Annotated in this window: 17 protein-coding genes; 9 read left to right on the forward strand and 8 right to left on the reverse strand. The window is 63.9% G+C overall.

Going from position 1 to position 14,731, the window contains the following annotated elements; translation table 11 throughout:
• Window positions 1-3 precede the first annotated feature (3 nt).
• From VEC01_RS20645 to VEC01_RS15565, 3 genes are all read left to right on the forward strand, one after another.
• Window positions 4-171, forward strand: a complete 168-nt coding sequence (locus tag VEC01_RS20645; RefSeq protein WP_414691458.1) for a DUF6537 domain-containing protein — start codon at window positions 4-6, stop codon at window positions 169-171.
• 303 nt (window positions 172-474) lie between these two features.
• Complete coding sequence (gene icmF / locus VEC01_RS15560) at window positions 475-3,753, forward strand: fused isobutyryl-CoA mutase/GTPase IcmF (RefSeq protein ID WP_324901817.1); 3,279 nt, start codon at window positions 475-477, stop codon at window positions 3,751-3,753.
• 97 nt (window positions 3,754-3,850) lie between these two features.
• Window positions 3,851-4,534, forward strand: coding sequence for a diphthine--ammonia ligase (locus tag VEC01_RS15565; RefSeq protein WP_324901818.1), 684 nt, complete (start codon window positions 3,851-3,853; stop codon window positions 4,532-4,534).
• Between the two features lie 129 nt (window positions 4,535-4,663).
• Here the strand turns inward: VEC01_RS15565 and VEC01_RS15570 are convergent, their stop codons facing one another.
• Complete coding sequence (locus VEC01_RS15570) at window positions 4,664-5,038, reverse strand: hypothetical protein (protein ID WP_324901819.1); 375 nt, start codon at window positions 5,036-5,038, stop codon at window positions 4,664-4,666.
• Between the two features lie 43 nt (window positions 5,039-5,081).
• Between VEC01_RS15570 and VEC01_RS15575 the strand changes: the two genes are divergently transcribed.
• Both VEC01_RS15575 and VEC01_RS15580 read left to right on the forward strand, forming a co-directional pair.
• Window positions 5,082-5,372, forward strand: coding sequence for a hypothetical protein (locus VEC01_RS15575; protein ID WP_324901820.1), 291 nt, complete (start codon window positions 5,082-5,084; stop codon window positions 5,370-5,372).
• Window positions 5,373-5,441: 69 nt separating this feature from the next.
• Window positions 5,442-6,206 carry a hypothetical protein gene (locus tag VEC01_RS15580; RefSeq protein ID WP_324901821.1) on the forward strand — a complete coding sequence of 255 codons (765 nt, stop codon included), beginning with the start codon at window positions 5,442-5,444 and terminating at the stop codon, window positions 6,204-6,206.
• A gap of 72 nt (window positions 6,207-6,278) precedes the next feature.
• On the opposite strand, the gene VEC01_RS15585 is transcribed toward VEC01_RS15580, so the two are convergent.
• Window positions 6,279-7,259 carry a 2-dehydropantoate 2-reductase gene (locus tag VEC01_RS15585; RefSeq protein WP_324901822.1) on the reverse strand — a complete coding sequence of 327 codons (981 nt, stop codon included), beginning with the start codon at window positions 7,257-7,259 and terminating at the stop codon, window positions 6,279-6,281.
• 165 nt (window positions 7,260-7,424) lie between these two features.
• Here VEC01_RS15585 and VEC01_RS15590 point away from each other — a divergent pair, with 165 nt between their 5' ends.
• The gene (locus VEC01_RS15590) at window positions 7,425-7,715 is read left to right on the forward strand and encodes a hypothetical protein (protein WP_324901823.1); all 291 of its coding nucleotides are present in this window, start codon (window positions 7,425-7,427) and stop codon (window positions 7,713-7,715) included.
• A gap of 151 nt (window positions 7,716-7,866) precedes the next feature.
• Here VEC01_RS15590 and VEC01_RS15595 read toward each other — a convergent pair whose 3' ends face one another.
• Both VEC01_RS15595 and VEC01_RS15600 read right to left on the reverse strand, forming a co-directional pair.
• Window positions 7,867-8,655 (reverse strand): substrate-binding periplasmic protein, encoded by a 789-nt coding sequence (locus VEC01_RS15595; protein WP_324901824.1) that lies wholly within the window; start codon window positions 8,653-8,655, stop codon window positions 7,867-7,869.
• Window positions 8,656-8,794: 139 nt separating this feature from the next.
• The gene (locus VEC01_RS15600) at window positions 8,795-9,097 is read right to left on the reverse strand and encodes a hypothetical protein (RefSeq protein ID WP_324901825.1); all 303 of its coding nucleotides are present in this window, start codon (window positions 9,095-9,097) and stop codon (window positions 8,795-8,797) included.
• Window positions 9,098-9,426: 329 nt separating this feature from the next.
• Between VEC01_RS15600 and VEC01_RS15605 the strand changes: the two genes are divergently transcribed.
• Complete coding sequence (locus VEC01_RS15605) at window positions 9,427-10,473, forward strand: hypothetical protein (RefSeq protein ID WP_324901826.1); 1,047 nt, start codon at window positions 9,427-9,429, stop codon at window positions 10,471-10,473.
• Window positions 10,474-10,559: 86 nt separating this feature from the next.
• On the opposite strand, the gene VEC01_RS15610 is transcribed toward VEC01_RS15605, so the two are convergent.
• On the reverse strand, window positions 10,560-10,742 hold the full coding sequence (locus tag VEC01_RS15610) for a hypothetical protein (RefSeq protein ID WP_324901827.1): 183 nt from the start codon (window positions 10,740-10,742) through the stop codon (window positions 10,560-10,562).
• Window positions 10,743-10,863: 121 nt separating this feature from the next.
• The gene (locus VEC01_RS15615; protein WP_324901828.1) at window positions 10,864-11,181 is read right to left on the reverse strand and encodes a hypothetical protein; all 318 of its coding nucleotides are present in this window, start codon (window positions 11,179-11,181) and stop codon (window positions 10,864-10,866) included.
• A 102-nt stretch (window positions 11,182-11,283) separates the two neighbouring features.
• On the opposite strand from VEC01_RS15615, the gene VEC01_RS15620 reads away from it, so the two are divergent.
• Both VEC01_RS15620 and VEC01_RS15625 read left to right on the forward strand, forming a co-directional pair.
• A complete protein-coding gene (locus VEC01_RS15620; RefSeq protein ID WP_324901829.1) occupies window positions 11,284-11,958 on the forward strand; it encodes a methyltransferase domain-containing protein in 675 nt (224 codons plus the stop codon).
• A gap of 72 nt (window positions 11,959-12,030) precedes the next feature.
• Window positions 12,031-12,267, forward strand: coding sequence for a hypothetical protein (locus tag VEC01_RS15625; protein WP_324901830.1), 237 nt, complete (start codon window positions 12,031-12,033; stop codon window positions 12,265-12,267).
• Between the two features lie 191 nt (window positions 12,268-12,458).
• On the opposite strand, the gene VEC01_RS15630 is transcribed toward VEC01_RS15625, so the two are convergent.
• Window positions 12,459-12,878, reverse strand: a complete 420-nt coding sequence (locus tag VEC01_RS15630) for a hypothetical protein (protein WP_324901831.1) — start codon at window positions 12,876-12,878, stop codon at window positions 12,459-12,461.
• A 191-nt stretch (window positions 12,879-13,069) separates the two neighbouring features.
• Window positions 13,070-14,725, reverse strand: coding sequence for an energy-dependent translational throttle protein EttA (ettA, locus tag VEC01_RS15635; RefSeq protein ID WP_414691459.1), 1,656 nt, complete (start codon window positions 14,723-14,725; stop codon window positions 13,070-13,072).
• Window positions 14,726-14,731 lie beyond the last annotated feature (6 nt).

Genomic DNA, 14,731 nt, shown 5'->3' on the forward strand with positions numbered 1-14,731 from the left:
GGCTTGAACAAGGACAACCTCGCGCTGGCGGCCGAAATCGCGGCGCTGCCGGAAAAGATTCGAGGCTTCGGGCATGTGAAGGAGAAGGCGGTTGCGCAGTACCGGGAGGAGCGGAAGCTTCTCCTGGAGAAATTCCAGGCATCGCTGCGCGGGATTCCGCATGCCGCATAAAACCGCAACTTTTCGCCTGTAAAGAAAAGGCCCCTTCCTCCTCCAAGGGGAAGGTTGGGATGAGGGTGGCGAGGCCCGATCAATCGCCTGATTGCACGGCCAACCACCATCATCCCGGCCTCCCCTCTCCGACGGGGAGGCACCGGCAGCCGAAAACTTCTATCCTTTTCATTACCCCGGGAAACACTGTCATCCCAACGACGGCAAGCCGATTGACGTTATGCTAAATTTGACGTTAACGTAAACGTCATTCTGGCACAGGCTGCCCGCAAAGGCGGCCAATAATTTACAAAGAGACAATCAATGACCGACCTCTCCGTAGCCCAAAAGCTCACCGAATACAAGCCGGCCAACAAGGTCCGGTTCGTGACCGCAGCCTCGCTGTTCGATGGACACGACGCCTCGATCAACATCATGCGCCGCATCCTGATGGCCAACGGCGCGGAAGTCATCCACCTCGGACACAACCGTTCGGTCGACGAAATCGTGACCGCGGCGCTGCAGGAAGACGCGCAGGGCATCGCCGTCTCCAGCTACCAGGGCGGCCACGTCGAGTACTTCAAGTACATGATCGACCTGCTCAAGCAGCGCGGCGGCGAACACATCAAGGTGTTCGGCGGCGGCGGCGGCGTGATCGTGCCGTCCGAAATCGCCGACTTGCATGCGTACGGCGTGGCGCGCATCTTCAGTCCGGAAGACGGCCAGCGTCTCGGGCTGACCGGCATGATCCTGTCCATGATCCAGGCCTGCGACGTCGACCTGTCGTCCTACGCGCCGGCCTCGCTCGATGCATTGACCAAAGGCGACATGGTGGAGCGCCAGCGCCCGCTCGCGCAGCTGATCACCGCGCTGGAAAACGACAAGGTAGACGCCGGCCTCAAGAGCGCACTGCACAAGGCGGCCGACACCATCAAGACCCCGGTGTTCGGCATCACCGGCACCGGCGGCGCTGGCAAGTCGTCGCTGACCGACGAGCTGATCCGCCGCATCCGCCTCGACCAGGACGATAGCCTCAACATCGCGGTCGTCTCGATCGATCCGTCGCGCCGCAAGTCCGGCGGCGCGCTGCTGGGAGACCGCATCCGCATGAATGCGATCGGCCCGTGGAACGGCCAGTCGCGCGTGTTCATGCGCTCGCTTGCCACCCGCGAAGCCGGCTCGGAAATCTCGCAGGCGCTGCCTGACGTGATCGCCGCCTGCAAGGTGGCCGGCTTCGACCTGGTGATCGTCGAGACCTCCGGCATCGGCCAGGGCGACGCCGCCATCGTGCCGCACGTCGACCTGTCGATGTACGTGATGACGCCGGAATTCGGCGCCGCGTCGCAACTGGAAAAGATCGACATGCTCGACTTCGCCGATGTCGTCGCGATCAACAAGTTCGACCGCAAGGGCGCGCAGGATGCGCTGCGCGACGTCGCCAAGCAGTACCAGCGCAACCGCGAGCTGTTCTCGAAGAAGCCGGAGGAAATGCCGGTCTACGGCACCCAGGCCTCGCGCTTCAACGACGACGGCGTGACCGCGCTTTACCAGGGCATCCTGCCGCGCCTGGTGGAAATCGGCCTGAAGGCGAAACCGGGCAAGCTGGCGCCGGTGAACGTGCGCTGCTCCTCCGGCAAGAATGCGATCGTGCCGCCGGCGCGCACCCGCTATCTGGCCGAGATCGCCGATACCGTGCGGGGCTACCACAGGAACACCGCGAAACAGGTGACGCTCGCGCGCGAGCGCCAGCACCTGCAGGAAGCCAGGCGCATGGCGCAGGCGTGCGGCAAGAGCGCCGACCTCGACGATCTGATCAGCGAGCGCGACAACGCGATGGATGCGAGTGCGAAGAAACTGCTCGCGATGTGGCCCGACATGAAGGCGGCGTACGCGGGCGACGATTACGTGGTGAAGATCCGCGACAAGGAAATCCGAACCCGCCTGGTGCAAAAGACGCTGTCGGGCACGACCATCCGCAAGGTGCAGCTGCCGAAGTTCGAAGACCACGGCGAGATCCTGCGCTGGCTGATGGCCGAGAACGTTCCCGGCTCCTTCCCGTTCACCGCCGGCGTGTTCGCATTCAAGCGTGAAAACGAAGACCCGACGCGCATGTTCGCCGGCGAAGGCGACGCGTTCCGCACCAACCGCCGCTTCAAGCTGGTGTCCGAAGGCATGCCGGCCAAGCGCCTGTCCACCGCATTCGACTCGGTGACGCTGTACGGCGCCGACCCCGCGCCGCGCCCCGACATCTACGGCAAGATCGGCAATTCCGGCGTGTCGATTGCCACGCTTGACGACATGAAGGTGCTGTACGACGGCTTCGACCTGTGCAACCCGGCGACTTCGGTATCGATGACCATCAACGGCCCGGCGCCGACCATCCTCGCGATGTTCATGAACACCGCGATCGACCAGCAGCTCGACAAGTTCCGCGCCGACAACAAGCGTGAACCGACCGACGACGAAGTGGCGAAGATCAAGGAATGGGTGCTGGAGAACGTGCGCGGCACGGTGCAGGCGGATATCCTGAAGGAAGACCAGGGCCAGAACACCTGCATCTTCTCGACCGAGTTCAGCCTGAAGGTGATGGGCGACATCCAGGAATACTTCGTGCACAACCAGGTGCGCAACTTCTACTCGGTGTCGATCTCCGGCTACCACATCGCCGAAGCCGGCGCGAATCCGATCTCGCAGCTGGCATTCACGCTGTCCAACGGCTTCACCTTCGTCGAAGCCTATCTCGCGCGCGGCATGCACATCGACGATTTCGCGCCCAACCTGTCGTTCTTCTTCAGCAACGGCATGGACCCGGAATACACCGTGCTCGGCCGCGTCGCCCGCCGCATCTGGGCGGTCGCGATGCGCGACAAGTACGGCGCGAACGAGCGCAGCCAGAAGCTGAAGTACCACATCCAGACCTCCGGCCGCTCGCTGCATGCGCAGGAAATCGACTTCAACGACATTCGCACCACGCTGCAGGCGCTGATCGCGATCTACGACAACTGCAATTCGCTGCATACCAACGCGTACGACGAGGCGATCACCACCCCGACCGACGAATCGGTGCGGCGCGCGCTGGCGATCCAGCTGATCATCAACCGCGAATGGGGCCTGGCAAAGAACGAGAACCCGAACCAGGGCAGCTTCATCATCGAGGAACTGACCGACCTGGTGGAAGAAGCGGTGCTGCAGGAGTTCGAGCGGATCGCGGAGCGCGGCGGGGTGCTGGGTGCGATGGAAACCGGCTACCAGCGCGGCAAGATCCAGGAAGAGTCGATGTACTACGAGCACCTGAAGCACGACGGCACGCTGCCCATCATCGGCGTCAATACCTTCCGCAACCCCAACGGCGAGGCGATTCCGCACACGCTGGAACTGGCCCGTTCGACCGACGAGGAAAAACAGTCGCAGCTGAAGCGGCTGGCCGAATTCCACGTCCGCAACGCCGGCCGCGCGCCCGCGATGCTGCAGCGCCTGCAACAAGCGGTGATCAACAACGAGAACGTGTTCGCGGTGCTGATGGATGCGGTGCGGGTGTGTTCGCTGGGCCAGATCAGCAATGCGCTGTTCGAGGTCGGCGGACAATACCGCCGCAATATGTAAGCCCGCGCGGGCCATACCCCCGCGCCGCGCCGTACAATGTCGTTCCCCGCGCAAGCCGGGAACGACATTTTTTTATGCCTTCTTTGCGAGCAATGCCATGACTTCCGACTCCTCCCTCCCCGCGCTCGTGTCCTGGAGCGGTGGCAAGGATTCCTGCCTCGCGCTGTGGCGCGCGCGGCGCGCCGGCGTGCCGGTACGCCGGCTGATCACCGCACTCGACGAGGACGGCGGCAGTTCCCGTTCGCACGGCGTGCCGCCGGAGCTGATCAATGCGCAGGCCGAGGCGCTCGGCCTGGAGATGCGGTTCTACCGCACGAGCTGGCAGAACTACGAGGAGCGCTTCATCGACACGCTGCGGCAGGCGCATGCGGACGGCATCCGCGCCGCGGTGTTCGGCGACATCGACCTCGTGCCGCACCGGGAATGGGAGGAAAAGGTGTGCGCAAAGGCGGGCGTCCTGCCGCAACTGCCGTTGTGGGGCGAGCCGCGCCGCAAGCTGGTGGATGAATTCCTGTCGCTCGGCTTCAAGGCGCTGGTGGTATGCGTAAACGGCAAACACCTCGGCGCGGAATTCTGCGGCCGCGAATTCGACGAATCCTTCATCGCGGACCTGCCTCCCGCGGTCGACGCCTGCGGGGAAAACGGCGAGTTCCATACCTTCGTCTACGACGGCCCGGGCTTCTCCAGTCCGGTCGCGTTCCGCCGCACCGCCATCCTGCCCTATGTGTCGCCGCCGGAATTCGGCGCCGTACCGTACTTCTTCCAGACCCTGGCGCCGTAAGACACGCGTCTGCCGCTACGCTGCCACACGGCGTGCTCCACTGCGGCGCGCCTTGGCCACCGGGATTATTTTCCGATTGGTAACATCCTCTTACAGGAGATACACCTTCGTGGCTGCCTTGCGCGGCCTTCATCCGTAACATGGGCTGGCAACTTTTTTGTTCCAGGGAGCCACCATGAAAAGCACGAAATCCATCAGCCATGCGATGATCCTCAGCGCGCTGGCGAGCGCGATGCTGTCGACCGGCGCGGCGGTCGCACAGACAGCAACGCCGACCGACACGACGACCGGCACGGCCGCAACGACGACGTCAACGACGGCAAGCACCAGTACCGTACCGGTGACGACCACGTCGACCACTACGACGGCGACCACGACGTCCGCCGCAACGCCGGCGACGACTGCGGCATCGACCACCACCACGCCGGCAGCGACAACCACCGCCGGCACGACCACCTCGACCACCACGTCATCCACGCCGCCCACGACTACTCCGACGACCACGACGACCGCCGTCAGAAAAGGCGCGACCGTCTACAAGCCGGGCATGACTGTTCCGGACGGCGTCACCGCGAAGAAGCACGGCGCCACCGTCGTGCTGCCGGAGCCGGCGCAGGCGGCCAGGGCCAGGACCGAGGAAAACCGCGCGGCTGCCATCGAACGCCGCGAAACCGCCGCGGCAAGCAAGCTCGAACGCCCGGCCAAGGTCGAGAAAGTGGAAAAGGTGGAAAAAGTCGAGAAGGTCGAAAAAGTCGAAAAGATCGAGAAGGTGGAAAAGCCCGCCAAGGTGGAAAAGGTGGAGCGTCCCGAAAAAGTCGAACGAGCGCGCCGCAGCTGACGACCGCCTTCTGTGCCCGGGCAGCCCGCGCTGCCCGGCGTCTTACCGTATCCATGCAGTGTGAAGCAAATGAAACCCCTGACCTACCTGATCGCCGCCCTCCTGTCCCCCGTCCTGACCACCGTCGCCCTTGCCGACAGCAATATCACGCTGAAGACGGGTTATGACTTCAGCAGCGGCACCTACGGCAGCACCACCCGTACCGACATTTCCGCCGTCCCCTTCATCGGCAGCTACGAAACCGGCAACTGGACCCTGAAGGCGACCCTGCCTTACATCCGCATCACCGGCGCCGACAACGTGGTCGCCGGCGTGGGCGCGGTGCGCCAGACCGGCGTCGCCGCCCGCACCGCTTCCGGCTGGGGCGACCTGACCGCCGCGGCGACCTATTCCTTCGCTCTCGACCCCAAGGCACAGTTCGGCGTCGACGTCAGCGGAAAGATCAAGTTCGGCATCGCTGACAGCGCCCGCGGCCTGGGTACCGGCGAGCACGACTATTGGCTGCTGGTCGACCCGTACCGAAGAATCGGCAATACCACCTGGTTTGGCGGGCTCGGCTATGGCGTGCTCGGCAGCTCGCCCGGCCTGAAGCTCAAGAACGTGGTCAGCGCCAACGTCGGGCTGTCGCAGAAGATCGACGACAGGGCGAGTGCGGGCGTGATCTTCGATTACCGGACAAGGTCGACCGACATCGGCTATGCGCAGCGCGAACTCACCGCCTTCTATTCGCGCAAGTTCGATGCCGATTACAAGATGCAGGCGTATGCGACCAAGGGCTTCTCGGACGGCAGCCCTGACTGGGGCGCCGGCCTGAACCTGGGCCGCCAGTTCTAGCCCTTGGGGCGGAACGGGCTCGACGGCGCGTTTCGCCCCCGATGGCCCTCCGGCACCTTCCGCCGGGCCTGCTTACCGGTACAGTCCGCGCGTCCTGCCGTACAGGCGTACCAGTCCGAGCAAGGCATCGACATGCGGCGTCGGGATCTCCACCAGCCTGCCGATCTCATGCACCGCCGTCACCAGCGCATCGATTTCCAGCGGCTTGCCGGCTTCCGCATCCTGCAGCATTGATGTCTTGAAGGCGCCCAGCTTGCGCGTGACTTCCATCCGGTCTTCGCCGCTTTGCGTGATCGGGCAGCCGATCCTCGCGCCGATCGCCGCCGCTTCCTCCATCGCTCCGAGGCAAAACCGGTAGACCAGGGGATCGTCGAGAATGCGGTCGCAGGTCGCGCCGGTGATCGCAGATACCGGATTCATCGTCATGTTGCCCCAGAGCTTGTACCAGATATCGGTCCGGATATCCCGGCTCTGCTCCGCGTCGAAGCCGGCGCGCGTCAGCAGCCCGGCCAGCGCGGCCACGCGTTCGGATGTGCCGCCGGCCGGCTCGCCCAGGATCAGGCGGTTGCCGAACCCGCTCCGCACCACACCCGGCTGCGGGCAGGACGCGGACAGGTGCACCACGCAGCCCACCACCTGCTCGACTGGGATCGCGCGCGCGAGCGCGCCGTCCGGGTCCAGTGCGGGCAGGCGCGTGCCGGCATGGGGGTGTGTGCCGCCGGCAAAGAACCACCACGGCACGCCGTTCATTGCGGTAACCACCACGGTGTGCGGACCGAGCAAGGGGGCAATGCCGTTCGCAACATCCGGCAAGGCCGTCGCTTTGACCGCGACAATCACCGCGTCCTGCACGCCGAGTGCGGCCGGGTCCTGTTCTGCGCGCAACGGCACGCTGGCCGTGGTATCGCCGGAAAGCACGCGCGCGCCATGCGCGCGCAGTGCGGCGAGCGTTTCGCCGCGCGCGACCGCGCTCACGTCGCAGCCGCTGGCGGCAAGCCGCGCGCCGAGCAGGCCGCCGACGGCGCCGAAACCGTAAATTGCAATCTTTTGCATCCCGTCCTCCTTTTTTTCGCAGTGCAGTGCGGCAGTGTAGCGCGGACGTCACACCTGCGCAGTGGCTCGCTGCGGCCTCACATATTCATGGTATGTATCGGCACGCTGCGCTGTGCTAACTTGCCACTATCGGCGATCGATACGAATGCACACCGGAGGCCTGCATTGAAGATGCTCCTGCTCATGCTGATCATCGGCATCTGCGCGATGGCCTGGCGCAGTCCCGACATCATGCAGGCGGTCGGTCTGGCTGGAATCGCGCAGGATCCGGCGCGGATATCCACCGGTACGGCGACGCCTCCGCAGAAACCGATGACGGCAGACGAATTCGCCGCGTTGAGCAAGAAGGATCCGCACGCTTACCAGAAATTCATCAACAGCTACCAGGCGCCGGCGCCGGAGCGCGGCGAAATCGACAAGCTGATGAATTTCCTTGCACGTGGAAAGTTTGAATAGCGCAGTTTGCAGTTTCACAGTCCGCACTTGGGGTCGGCATGCAAATGTCGGCCTCTTTTTTTATCTCCCGCATGCGGACGCAGCGCTCGCACCGGGGTTCCTCGGTACCGGCTACGCGTGCGCGGCGAAGCGGCGTCGTGAACGAAGCTTTTTACGGCTCCATGTGTTCCCGGTATTTCTTCATGATCGCGGCGTAGGTGCCGTTCTGCCGGATCGTCCTGAGTCCCCGGTTGAAAGCGTCGCGCAAGGCGGCATCACGGAATACCGCCTTGCGCGCGCTGGGCGGAAAGATCGCATGGTGGACCACCGGCTTCGTCGTGTCGATGGTCGCTTCGACTTCGCGGTTCAGGTAGCGGAAGATCAGCCGGTCGCCGATGACCACGTCCACGCGGCCGGCATAGAGCAGGCGGTTTTGCGTGATCTGCTGCGGATGCTCCTTGTAGTCGCCGTGGCGAGACGCCAGCGCCTTGAATTGCTGGCCGAGGATCAGGCTGGCGTTCTGGAACGAGGCCACTGAATATGACAGGAGGTCTTCGATACTGCGCAGACGGATGTTGCGCCCTGCAAGTGTCGTCGCCACGTTCTGGTAATACATATAGGTATCGGAAAAGTACGCGCTGCCGCCGATGCCTTCATCGACCGTCAGCATGGCGTCCAGCTTCCCGGCACGAAGCATCGCAAGCGCGCGCGCCGGCGGCAGGCGCAGCGCCACCATGTGATAGCCGGCGGCTTCCAGCGCCTTGTCGGCAATGTCGTACTCGATGCCGGTCTGTTCCGCTCCCATGACGTAGGGAGGCTTGGTCAAGCCGATGCCAACCAGGACTTCACGCGCGGGTGCGGCCTGCACCGGCATTGCGCACGACATCGATAACATCGCTGCGCACAACAGCGCGCGCGCCAGTGTGCGTCGCCTGCAAGGGAAGGTATCGGAATCGCGCATGTCGGTCTGATCGCGTTGGCAGCGGGTCGGGCGGTACGTTATAGCTGTGCCGGCGGGTGGTGAATCGATTATACGACGGCGCCCCTGTCCGCGGGATGCGCGGGCCCCGCACGATGAAAGCAGGGAATCGGCGCGGGCGTTACGCCGCTTCCGACGAAGACGGCGCGGTGCGGCGCGCGAGGCGGGCGCTTATGCCGTAACCGAGAACGGCCAGTTGCGCGAGCACGTTCAGCGCCGCGACTGCGGCAATGAGGGGGCTGTGCACCACGCACAGCGCATAAGCAATGGTGATGGCCGCGATCATGATCCACCCGCCCCATGACAGTAGCGAAATCGCGTGCCGCGCGTTGCGGTCGCGATGATATTTGAGGATCTGCGGTATGTACAAGGCCGCGGCGGCAATGCCGGACGCGCCGTACAACACGCTCAATATCTGCTCCATGGTTTCCTGCGCAGCCGCGTTCCGGGATTGGCGCGGGCGCGACGATTCTAAGCGTGAATTGCTGCAGAAAAACGTTTTACTGGTGGAATAAATTGTGAGTGATGGTAACCGTGGTCCTGCCTGCAATGGCGCTTGCGCGGCATCGCAGGAAGATGCCCTCGACCCGGGGATCAGTTGTAGTAGCCGCCCCCTCGCCGGTTTCGTTGCAGGCGCACATGGCGGGTCTTCGCAGGCGAGGATGAACCTGAAAGGTCGAGTTGAACGAATACCTAAAGTTATTGCGGAATACGCCGTTAGAAAAACATCATCTCAGAGACCGGAGGCAGGTCATGAAGATCGAATCATCCAGCCTGCAGCTCGCGAGCAGCAGGCAAGCGGTCACGCGCACCGAGGTGCGGGAAACCTTGCGCGCATGGGTGGGAGACCGCCCGTCGGATCCCGCTTCGAACGCGCCAACCCGGTCCGCGGTCGTGCTGTCCGACGCTGCACGCGCCGCTGCGGAGGCGGCCTCCCCGTCGCCGCTGCCGGCCGATGAAACGAAGGCGGTCGCCGAGGCGATCAAGCGCGCGGAAAACGACCCGGTCCTGTATTTCATCACGCTCATTGTCGAAATCATGACCGGCGAGAAGGTGAAAACCATGTCGGCGGAAGGTCTCTGCGATTCCCGCGTCGTGCCGGCGCCGGAAGCCGCCGCGCCGCCTGCCGCGGGTTTCGGCATCGCGTATGACCGGCACGAAGTGCGCGAGGAATCCGAGGTCACGTCGTTCCGGGCGCAAGGCATCATCCGCACCGCCGACGGCAAGGAGCTGCGCCTGGATGTGGCGCTCGGCATGGCGCGCAGTTATCGCGAAGAGTCGTCCACCTCGCTGCGCGCCGGCGACGCGGTGCGCAAGGATCCGCTGGTGATCAATTTCGACGGCACGGCGGCGCAGCTGCAGAACCGCAGGTTCAGCTTCGACATCGACGGCGACGGCAGCAAGGAACAGGTGCCTGTGCTCGCCGGCAATCGTGGTTATCTCGCGCTCGACCTGAATGACAACGGCAAGGTCGACTCCGGCAAGGAACTGTTCGGAACAGCCAGCGGTGACGGCTTCGCGGATCTGGCCAAGTACGACAGCGACGGCAACGGCTGGATCGACGACAACGACCAGGTATTCGCGAAGTTGCGCGTATGGATACAGGACGACAAGGGTGGCGGCACGCTGGAGACGATCAAGTCGCGCGGGGTGGGCGCCCTGTATCTCGGCCGCGCGGGGACGGCGTTCTCGCTCAAGGACGAGGTCAATCGCGACCTCGGACAGGTGCGCAGCACGGGTATTTATCTGACCGAGAATGGCAGCGCCGGCACGCTGCAGCAGGTCGACCTGATGGTGTGACGGCGCGGGAATACCTGGGGGAAAGAAAAAACGGGAAGCGATATGCTTCCCGTTTTGCATTGCGGCGGCTGGAAGCCTTTGCTGGCCTACGCGCCGACATAGGGGTTGAACCAGCCATCCCTGCTGTTGAAGGATGGATTGAAGGATGGGCCGGCCGCCGGTGAATTGCCGTAGCCCATTCCACCGGCACCGCCTGAATACGCCGCGCCGTGTGTGCCGGCACATCCTGCCAGCAGCAGCGCCGCGAAAACGATCGGGAGTTTCCTCATGATTCGCCTCCGTTGAAAAGTGCTCCCTGAGTCGCTTCACTATAGGGCGGCCGCAGTCGAAGGCCAGCAGGATATGGTGCAGTGCATCGAACTTTGAGACACCTCAACCGGCGTCTCGAAATCAGACGAGCTCCAGCACCACGCCGTTGGGCGCCACGCGGCACATGTTGGCAATCGGCATCACTTTCGTGCGTCCGCTCGCCTCTTCGATAAACAGCCACCCGCCGGCAATTCCGGTGACCACACCCCGATATTCGGCGATTTCCTCGGAATTACATTTTTCTACAACACCTCTGCGGAAGGCGACGGTATCGCCGACTCGAATACTGCCCATTGCTCTCGCTCCATAAAGTTGACGTACGGATAGACAGCTTCCAGCAGGCAATGTTCCGTAGCGCAAACTTTTCTGCATAGCGGCAGCTTTCTTGTGTTCGCGCAACGGTGGCGTTCCTGCACGGTGAATAATATCCGGCACCACCCGGCCGTTGCACTCGAGACAAGCGCACATAAGAGCCGGCGAACATGCCAAGGGAGCGAGAATTTGAAACACGCAGCCAACGCGGAGTACAGCAGCCTGCCGGAGCGCGGCATCACCGAGAAGATCCTCACGTCGCAGCGGCGAAAACTGTTCGCCGCGTTCACCGGCTTCCGCCAGGCGGCGCCGCTCGGCACGGTGCTGAATGTCTACATGAAGCCGACCACGCTGTTCGATAACAGCGATTACCTGTTTGCCTGGAGCGACCTGCCCGAGCGCATGCGGCTCACAGCTTGCGAGATGGAGGCGCCGGCAGTCGCAAGCAAGGCGCACGATACCCGCCTGCCCTATCCGGATGGCGCATTCGACTGGGTGTTCTGCAACGAGGTGCTGGAACACAGCGGCGGCACCGAGCGCCAGTACGCGCTGGTACAGGAGCTGTACCGGGTCGCGCGCAGGGGCGTGTTCCTGACCACCGCAAACCGCCGCCATCCGCTTGAATTCAAGTCGCGCATTCCGCTGATTCACCTGCTGCCCGACGCCTGGTGGCGCCGCCTGCTCAAGTGGTCGGGCAAGGGCAAATGGGCATCGGAGTCCATGCTCAACCCGGTGGACGCGCCCGCGCTTTACCGCTTTGCAAGCCTGTTGCCAGGCAAGCCGGAGCATGATGTGGGCCACAAGCGGGTGTTGGGGGTGAAGGCGCACTTTTTCCTGATGATTCACAAGCGCAGGACTGCATAGTTGCCGGGCTGCCTCGCATTTCCGGCGTTTCTAAGCTAGAAAGAGTGCTGTGCACCTACTGTGGAGAACGCCATGCAGACCACCTTCAACGCCTCTGATTCGGGACAGGCGGTGATCCAGAACACCACGGCCGCCGGCATCGAGAAGCTCGTCGTCAACCTGCATCCCGGAAATGATTCCATGGTCGACCTGCAGATCCGGGAAGAAGGCCCCGATGCCACCCAGCTGGTGAGCAGCACGATATCGATCCACCAGGAAGGTTTGCAAAAACTGGTCGAATGGCTGCGCAACCAGGGCGCGGTCGACTAGCCTGCTCCACGGCGCCCCCGAATGCATGGGTCGCGCCGCCCCGGGAACCGGCCGAATGCCAGGCACGGCGATGCGTCGTAGCGGGCCCGGCGCCGCGTGTTGCGACAGGAAGGACCGGGCGCCGCCCGTAACATGGCATGCGACGCTTACGGCCCGTTCCTGCAAGGTACAAGCCAAAACCAATTAAGGCCCTAGTTCCTTTCTTCGTACGTCTGGATATCACGCTCGAGCGAGGCGAGGCAATCGAACGCCAGTTCCAGCACGTTGGCGGATGCGTCGACGCTGTTGTCCCACACATCGCGGCTGGCCACCGCCGCATTGTATTGCTGCATCGCAGACTGCAGCTCAAGTGTGCGGCGCGAGAGGCCTCCGGCGGCGTCGATACGGATCTGCGCGCGGAAGGCCGCGATCAGCGCGTCCAGCTTGCGGCCGACCGCGCGCAGGCTGAACGCCAGCACGATCGCGTGCACGTCCTTGTCATAGTAAGCCGGTGCTCCTGCCCGCAACCGGAGCTGGTGCTCATGCATGGCGCGCGCGAAATCGAGCGCGTCCTCGAGAGCATGGTAGGGCGCGTAGAGCGGGCCGGGTGGAAAAAGCAGGGTCAGCGGCATGGCGAGACAGCGCGCAGGCAGAGCAGCTTAGACAGGCGGCGGCGTCGAATGCTTCATGCATTGTGGCCGCATCGCGTGACCCTCGGCCGTCATGTCATTGCCGGGAACATCGGAACCGGGCCGATGCACGCAGCTTCCGGAAAGAAAAAGGGTGTGCCGCGGCACACCCTTGATCCGCACCGGCGCGATGCTCAGCGCGTGATCGGCTTGTAGCGGATACGCTTCGGCTTGGCGGCCTCTTCGCCGAGGCGCTTCTTCTTGTCCGCTTCGTATTCCTGGTAATTCCCGTCGAAGAACACCACCTGCGAATCCCCTTCGAATGCCAGAATGTGGGTGGCGATGCGGTCGAGGAACCAACGATCGTGCGAGATCACCATCACGCTGCCGGCGAATTCCAGCAGCGCGTCTTCCAGCGCGCGCAGGGTTTCCACGTCGAGGTCATTCGACGGTTCGTCCAGCAGCAGCACGTTGCCGCCCTGGAGCAGGGTCTTGGCAAGGTGCAGGCGGCCGCGCTCGCCCCCGGACAGGTTGCCGACGATCTTCTGCTGGTCCGCACCCTTGAAGTTGAAGCGGCCGAGATAGGCGCGCGACGGCATTTCGAAACGGCCGACGGTGAGGATGTCGGCGCCGTTGGACACGTCTTCCCACACCGTCTTCTTGTTCTCCAGGTCGTCGCGCGACTGGTCCACCAGCGACAGCCTGACGGTCGGGCCGATCACGACGTCGCCGCTGTCCGGCTGCTCCTTCCCGGCGATCATCCGGAACAGCGTCGATTTGCCGGCTCCGTTCGGGCCGATGATGCCGACGATCGCGCCGGCGGGAATCTTGAAGCTCAGGTTATCGATCAGCAGGCGGTCGCCGAAGGCCTTCGAGACGTTCTTGAACTCGATGACTTCATTGCCGAGGCGCTCGGCCACCGGGATGAAGATTTCCTGCGTCTCGTTGCGCTTCTGGTACTCATGCTCGGACAGCTCGTTGAAGCGGGACAGGCGGGCTTTGCTCTTGGCCTGGCGCCCCTTCGGGTTCTGCCGCACCCATTCCAGTTCCTTCTGGATGGTCTTCTGGCGCGCCGATTCCTGCGCCTCTTCCTGCTTCAGGCGCGCTTCCTTCTGCTCCAGCCAGGAACTGTAGTTGCCCTTCCAGGGGATGCCGTGGCCGCGGTCGAGTTCGAGGATCCATTCCGCGGCGTTGTCGAGGAAGTAGCGGTCGTGGGTGATGCCGACCACGGTACCGGGGAAACGCTGCAGGAACTGCTCCAGCCATTCCACCGATTCCGCATCGAGGTGGTTGGTCGGCTCGTCCAGCAGCAGCATGTCCGGCTTGGACAGCAGCAGCTTGCACAGTGCGACGCGGCGCTTCTCGCCGCCGGACAGCACGCCGATCTTCGCATCCCACGGCGGCAGGCGCAGCGCGTCGGCCGCGACCTCCAGCTGCTGGTCGAGGTTGCCGCCGCCGGCGGTCGCGATCAGCGCTTCCAGGCGCGCCTGCTCCGCGGCCAGCGCATCGAAGTCGGCGTCCGGCTCGGCATACGCCGCATACACCGCGTCCAGCTTGGCCTGCGCCTCGGCCACTTCGCCCAGGCCGGATTCCACCGCCTGGCGCACCGTCATTTCCGGATCAAGTTGCGGCTCCTGCGGCAGGTAGCCGATGTTCAGCCCCGGCATCGGGACCGCTTCGCCTTCGATGTCCTTGTCGATTCCCGCCATGATCTTGAGCAGCGTGGACTTGCCCGAACCGTTCAGGCCGAGCACGCCGATCTTCGCGCCCGGCAGGAAGGACAACCAGACGTCCTCGAGCACCTTGCGGCCGCCCGGGAAGATCTTGGTCAGGCCCTTCATCACGTAAATGTACTG

The sequence above is a fragment of the Noviherbaspirillum sp. genome (genome assembly GCF_035627455.1).
Taxonomy (GTDB): Bacteria; Pseudomonadota; Gammaproteobacteria; order Burkholderiales; family Burkholderiaceae_D; genus Noviherbaspirillum.

Bases quoted from the DNA above. Each gene is read 5' to 3' on its own strand.
- icmF (WP_324901817.1), top strand. From the start codon at position 475: ATGACCGACCTCTCCGTAGCCCAAAAGCTCACCGAATACAAGCCGGCC.
- VEC01_RS15565 (WP_324901818.1), top strand. From the start codon at position 3,851: ATGACTTCCGACTCCTCCCTCCCCGCGCTCGTGTCCTGGAGCGGTGGC.
- VEC01_RS15575 (WP_324901820.1), top strand. From the start codon at position 5,082: ATGACTGTTCCGGACGGCGTCACCGCGAAGAAGCACGGCGCCACCGTC.
- VEC01_RS15580 (WP_324901821.1), top strand. From the start codon at position 5,442: ATGAAACCCCTGACCTACCTGATCGCCGCCCTCCTGTCCCCCGTCCTG.
- VEC01_RS15585 (WP_324901822.1), bottom strand. From the start codon at position 7,259: ATGCAAAAGATTGCAATTTACGGTTTCGGCGCCGTCGGCGGCCTGCTC.
- VEC01_RS15595 (WP_324901824.1), bottom strand. From the start codon at position 8,655: ATGCGCGATTCCGATACCTTCCCTTGCAGGCGACGCACACTGGCGCGC.
- VEC01_RS15600 (WP_324901825.1), bottom strand. From the start codon at position 9,097: ATGGAGCAGATATTGAGCGTGTTGTACGGCGCGTCCGGCATTGCCGCC.
- VEC01_RS15605 (WP_324901826.1), top strand. From the start codon at position 9,427: ATGAAGATCGAATCATCCAGCCTGCAGCTCGCGAGCAGCAGGCAAGCG.
- VEC01_RS15610 (WP_324901827.1), bottom strand. From the start codon at position 10,742: ATGAGGAAACTCCCGATCGTTTTCGCGGCGCTGCTGCTGGCAGGATGT.
- VEC01_RS15625 (WP_324901830.1), top strand. From the start codon at position 12,031: ATGCAGACCACCTTCAACGCCTCTGATTCGGGACAGGCGGTGATCCAG.
- VEC01_RS15630 (WP_324901831.1), bottom strand. From the start codon at position 12,878: ATGCCGCTGACCCTGCTTTTTCCACCCGGCCCGCTCTACGCGCCCTAC.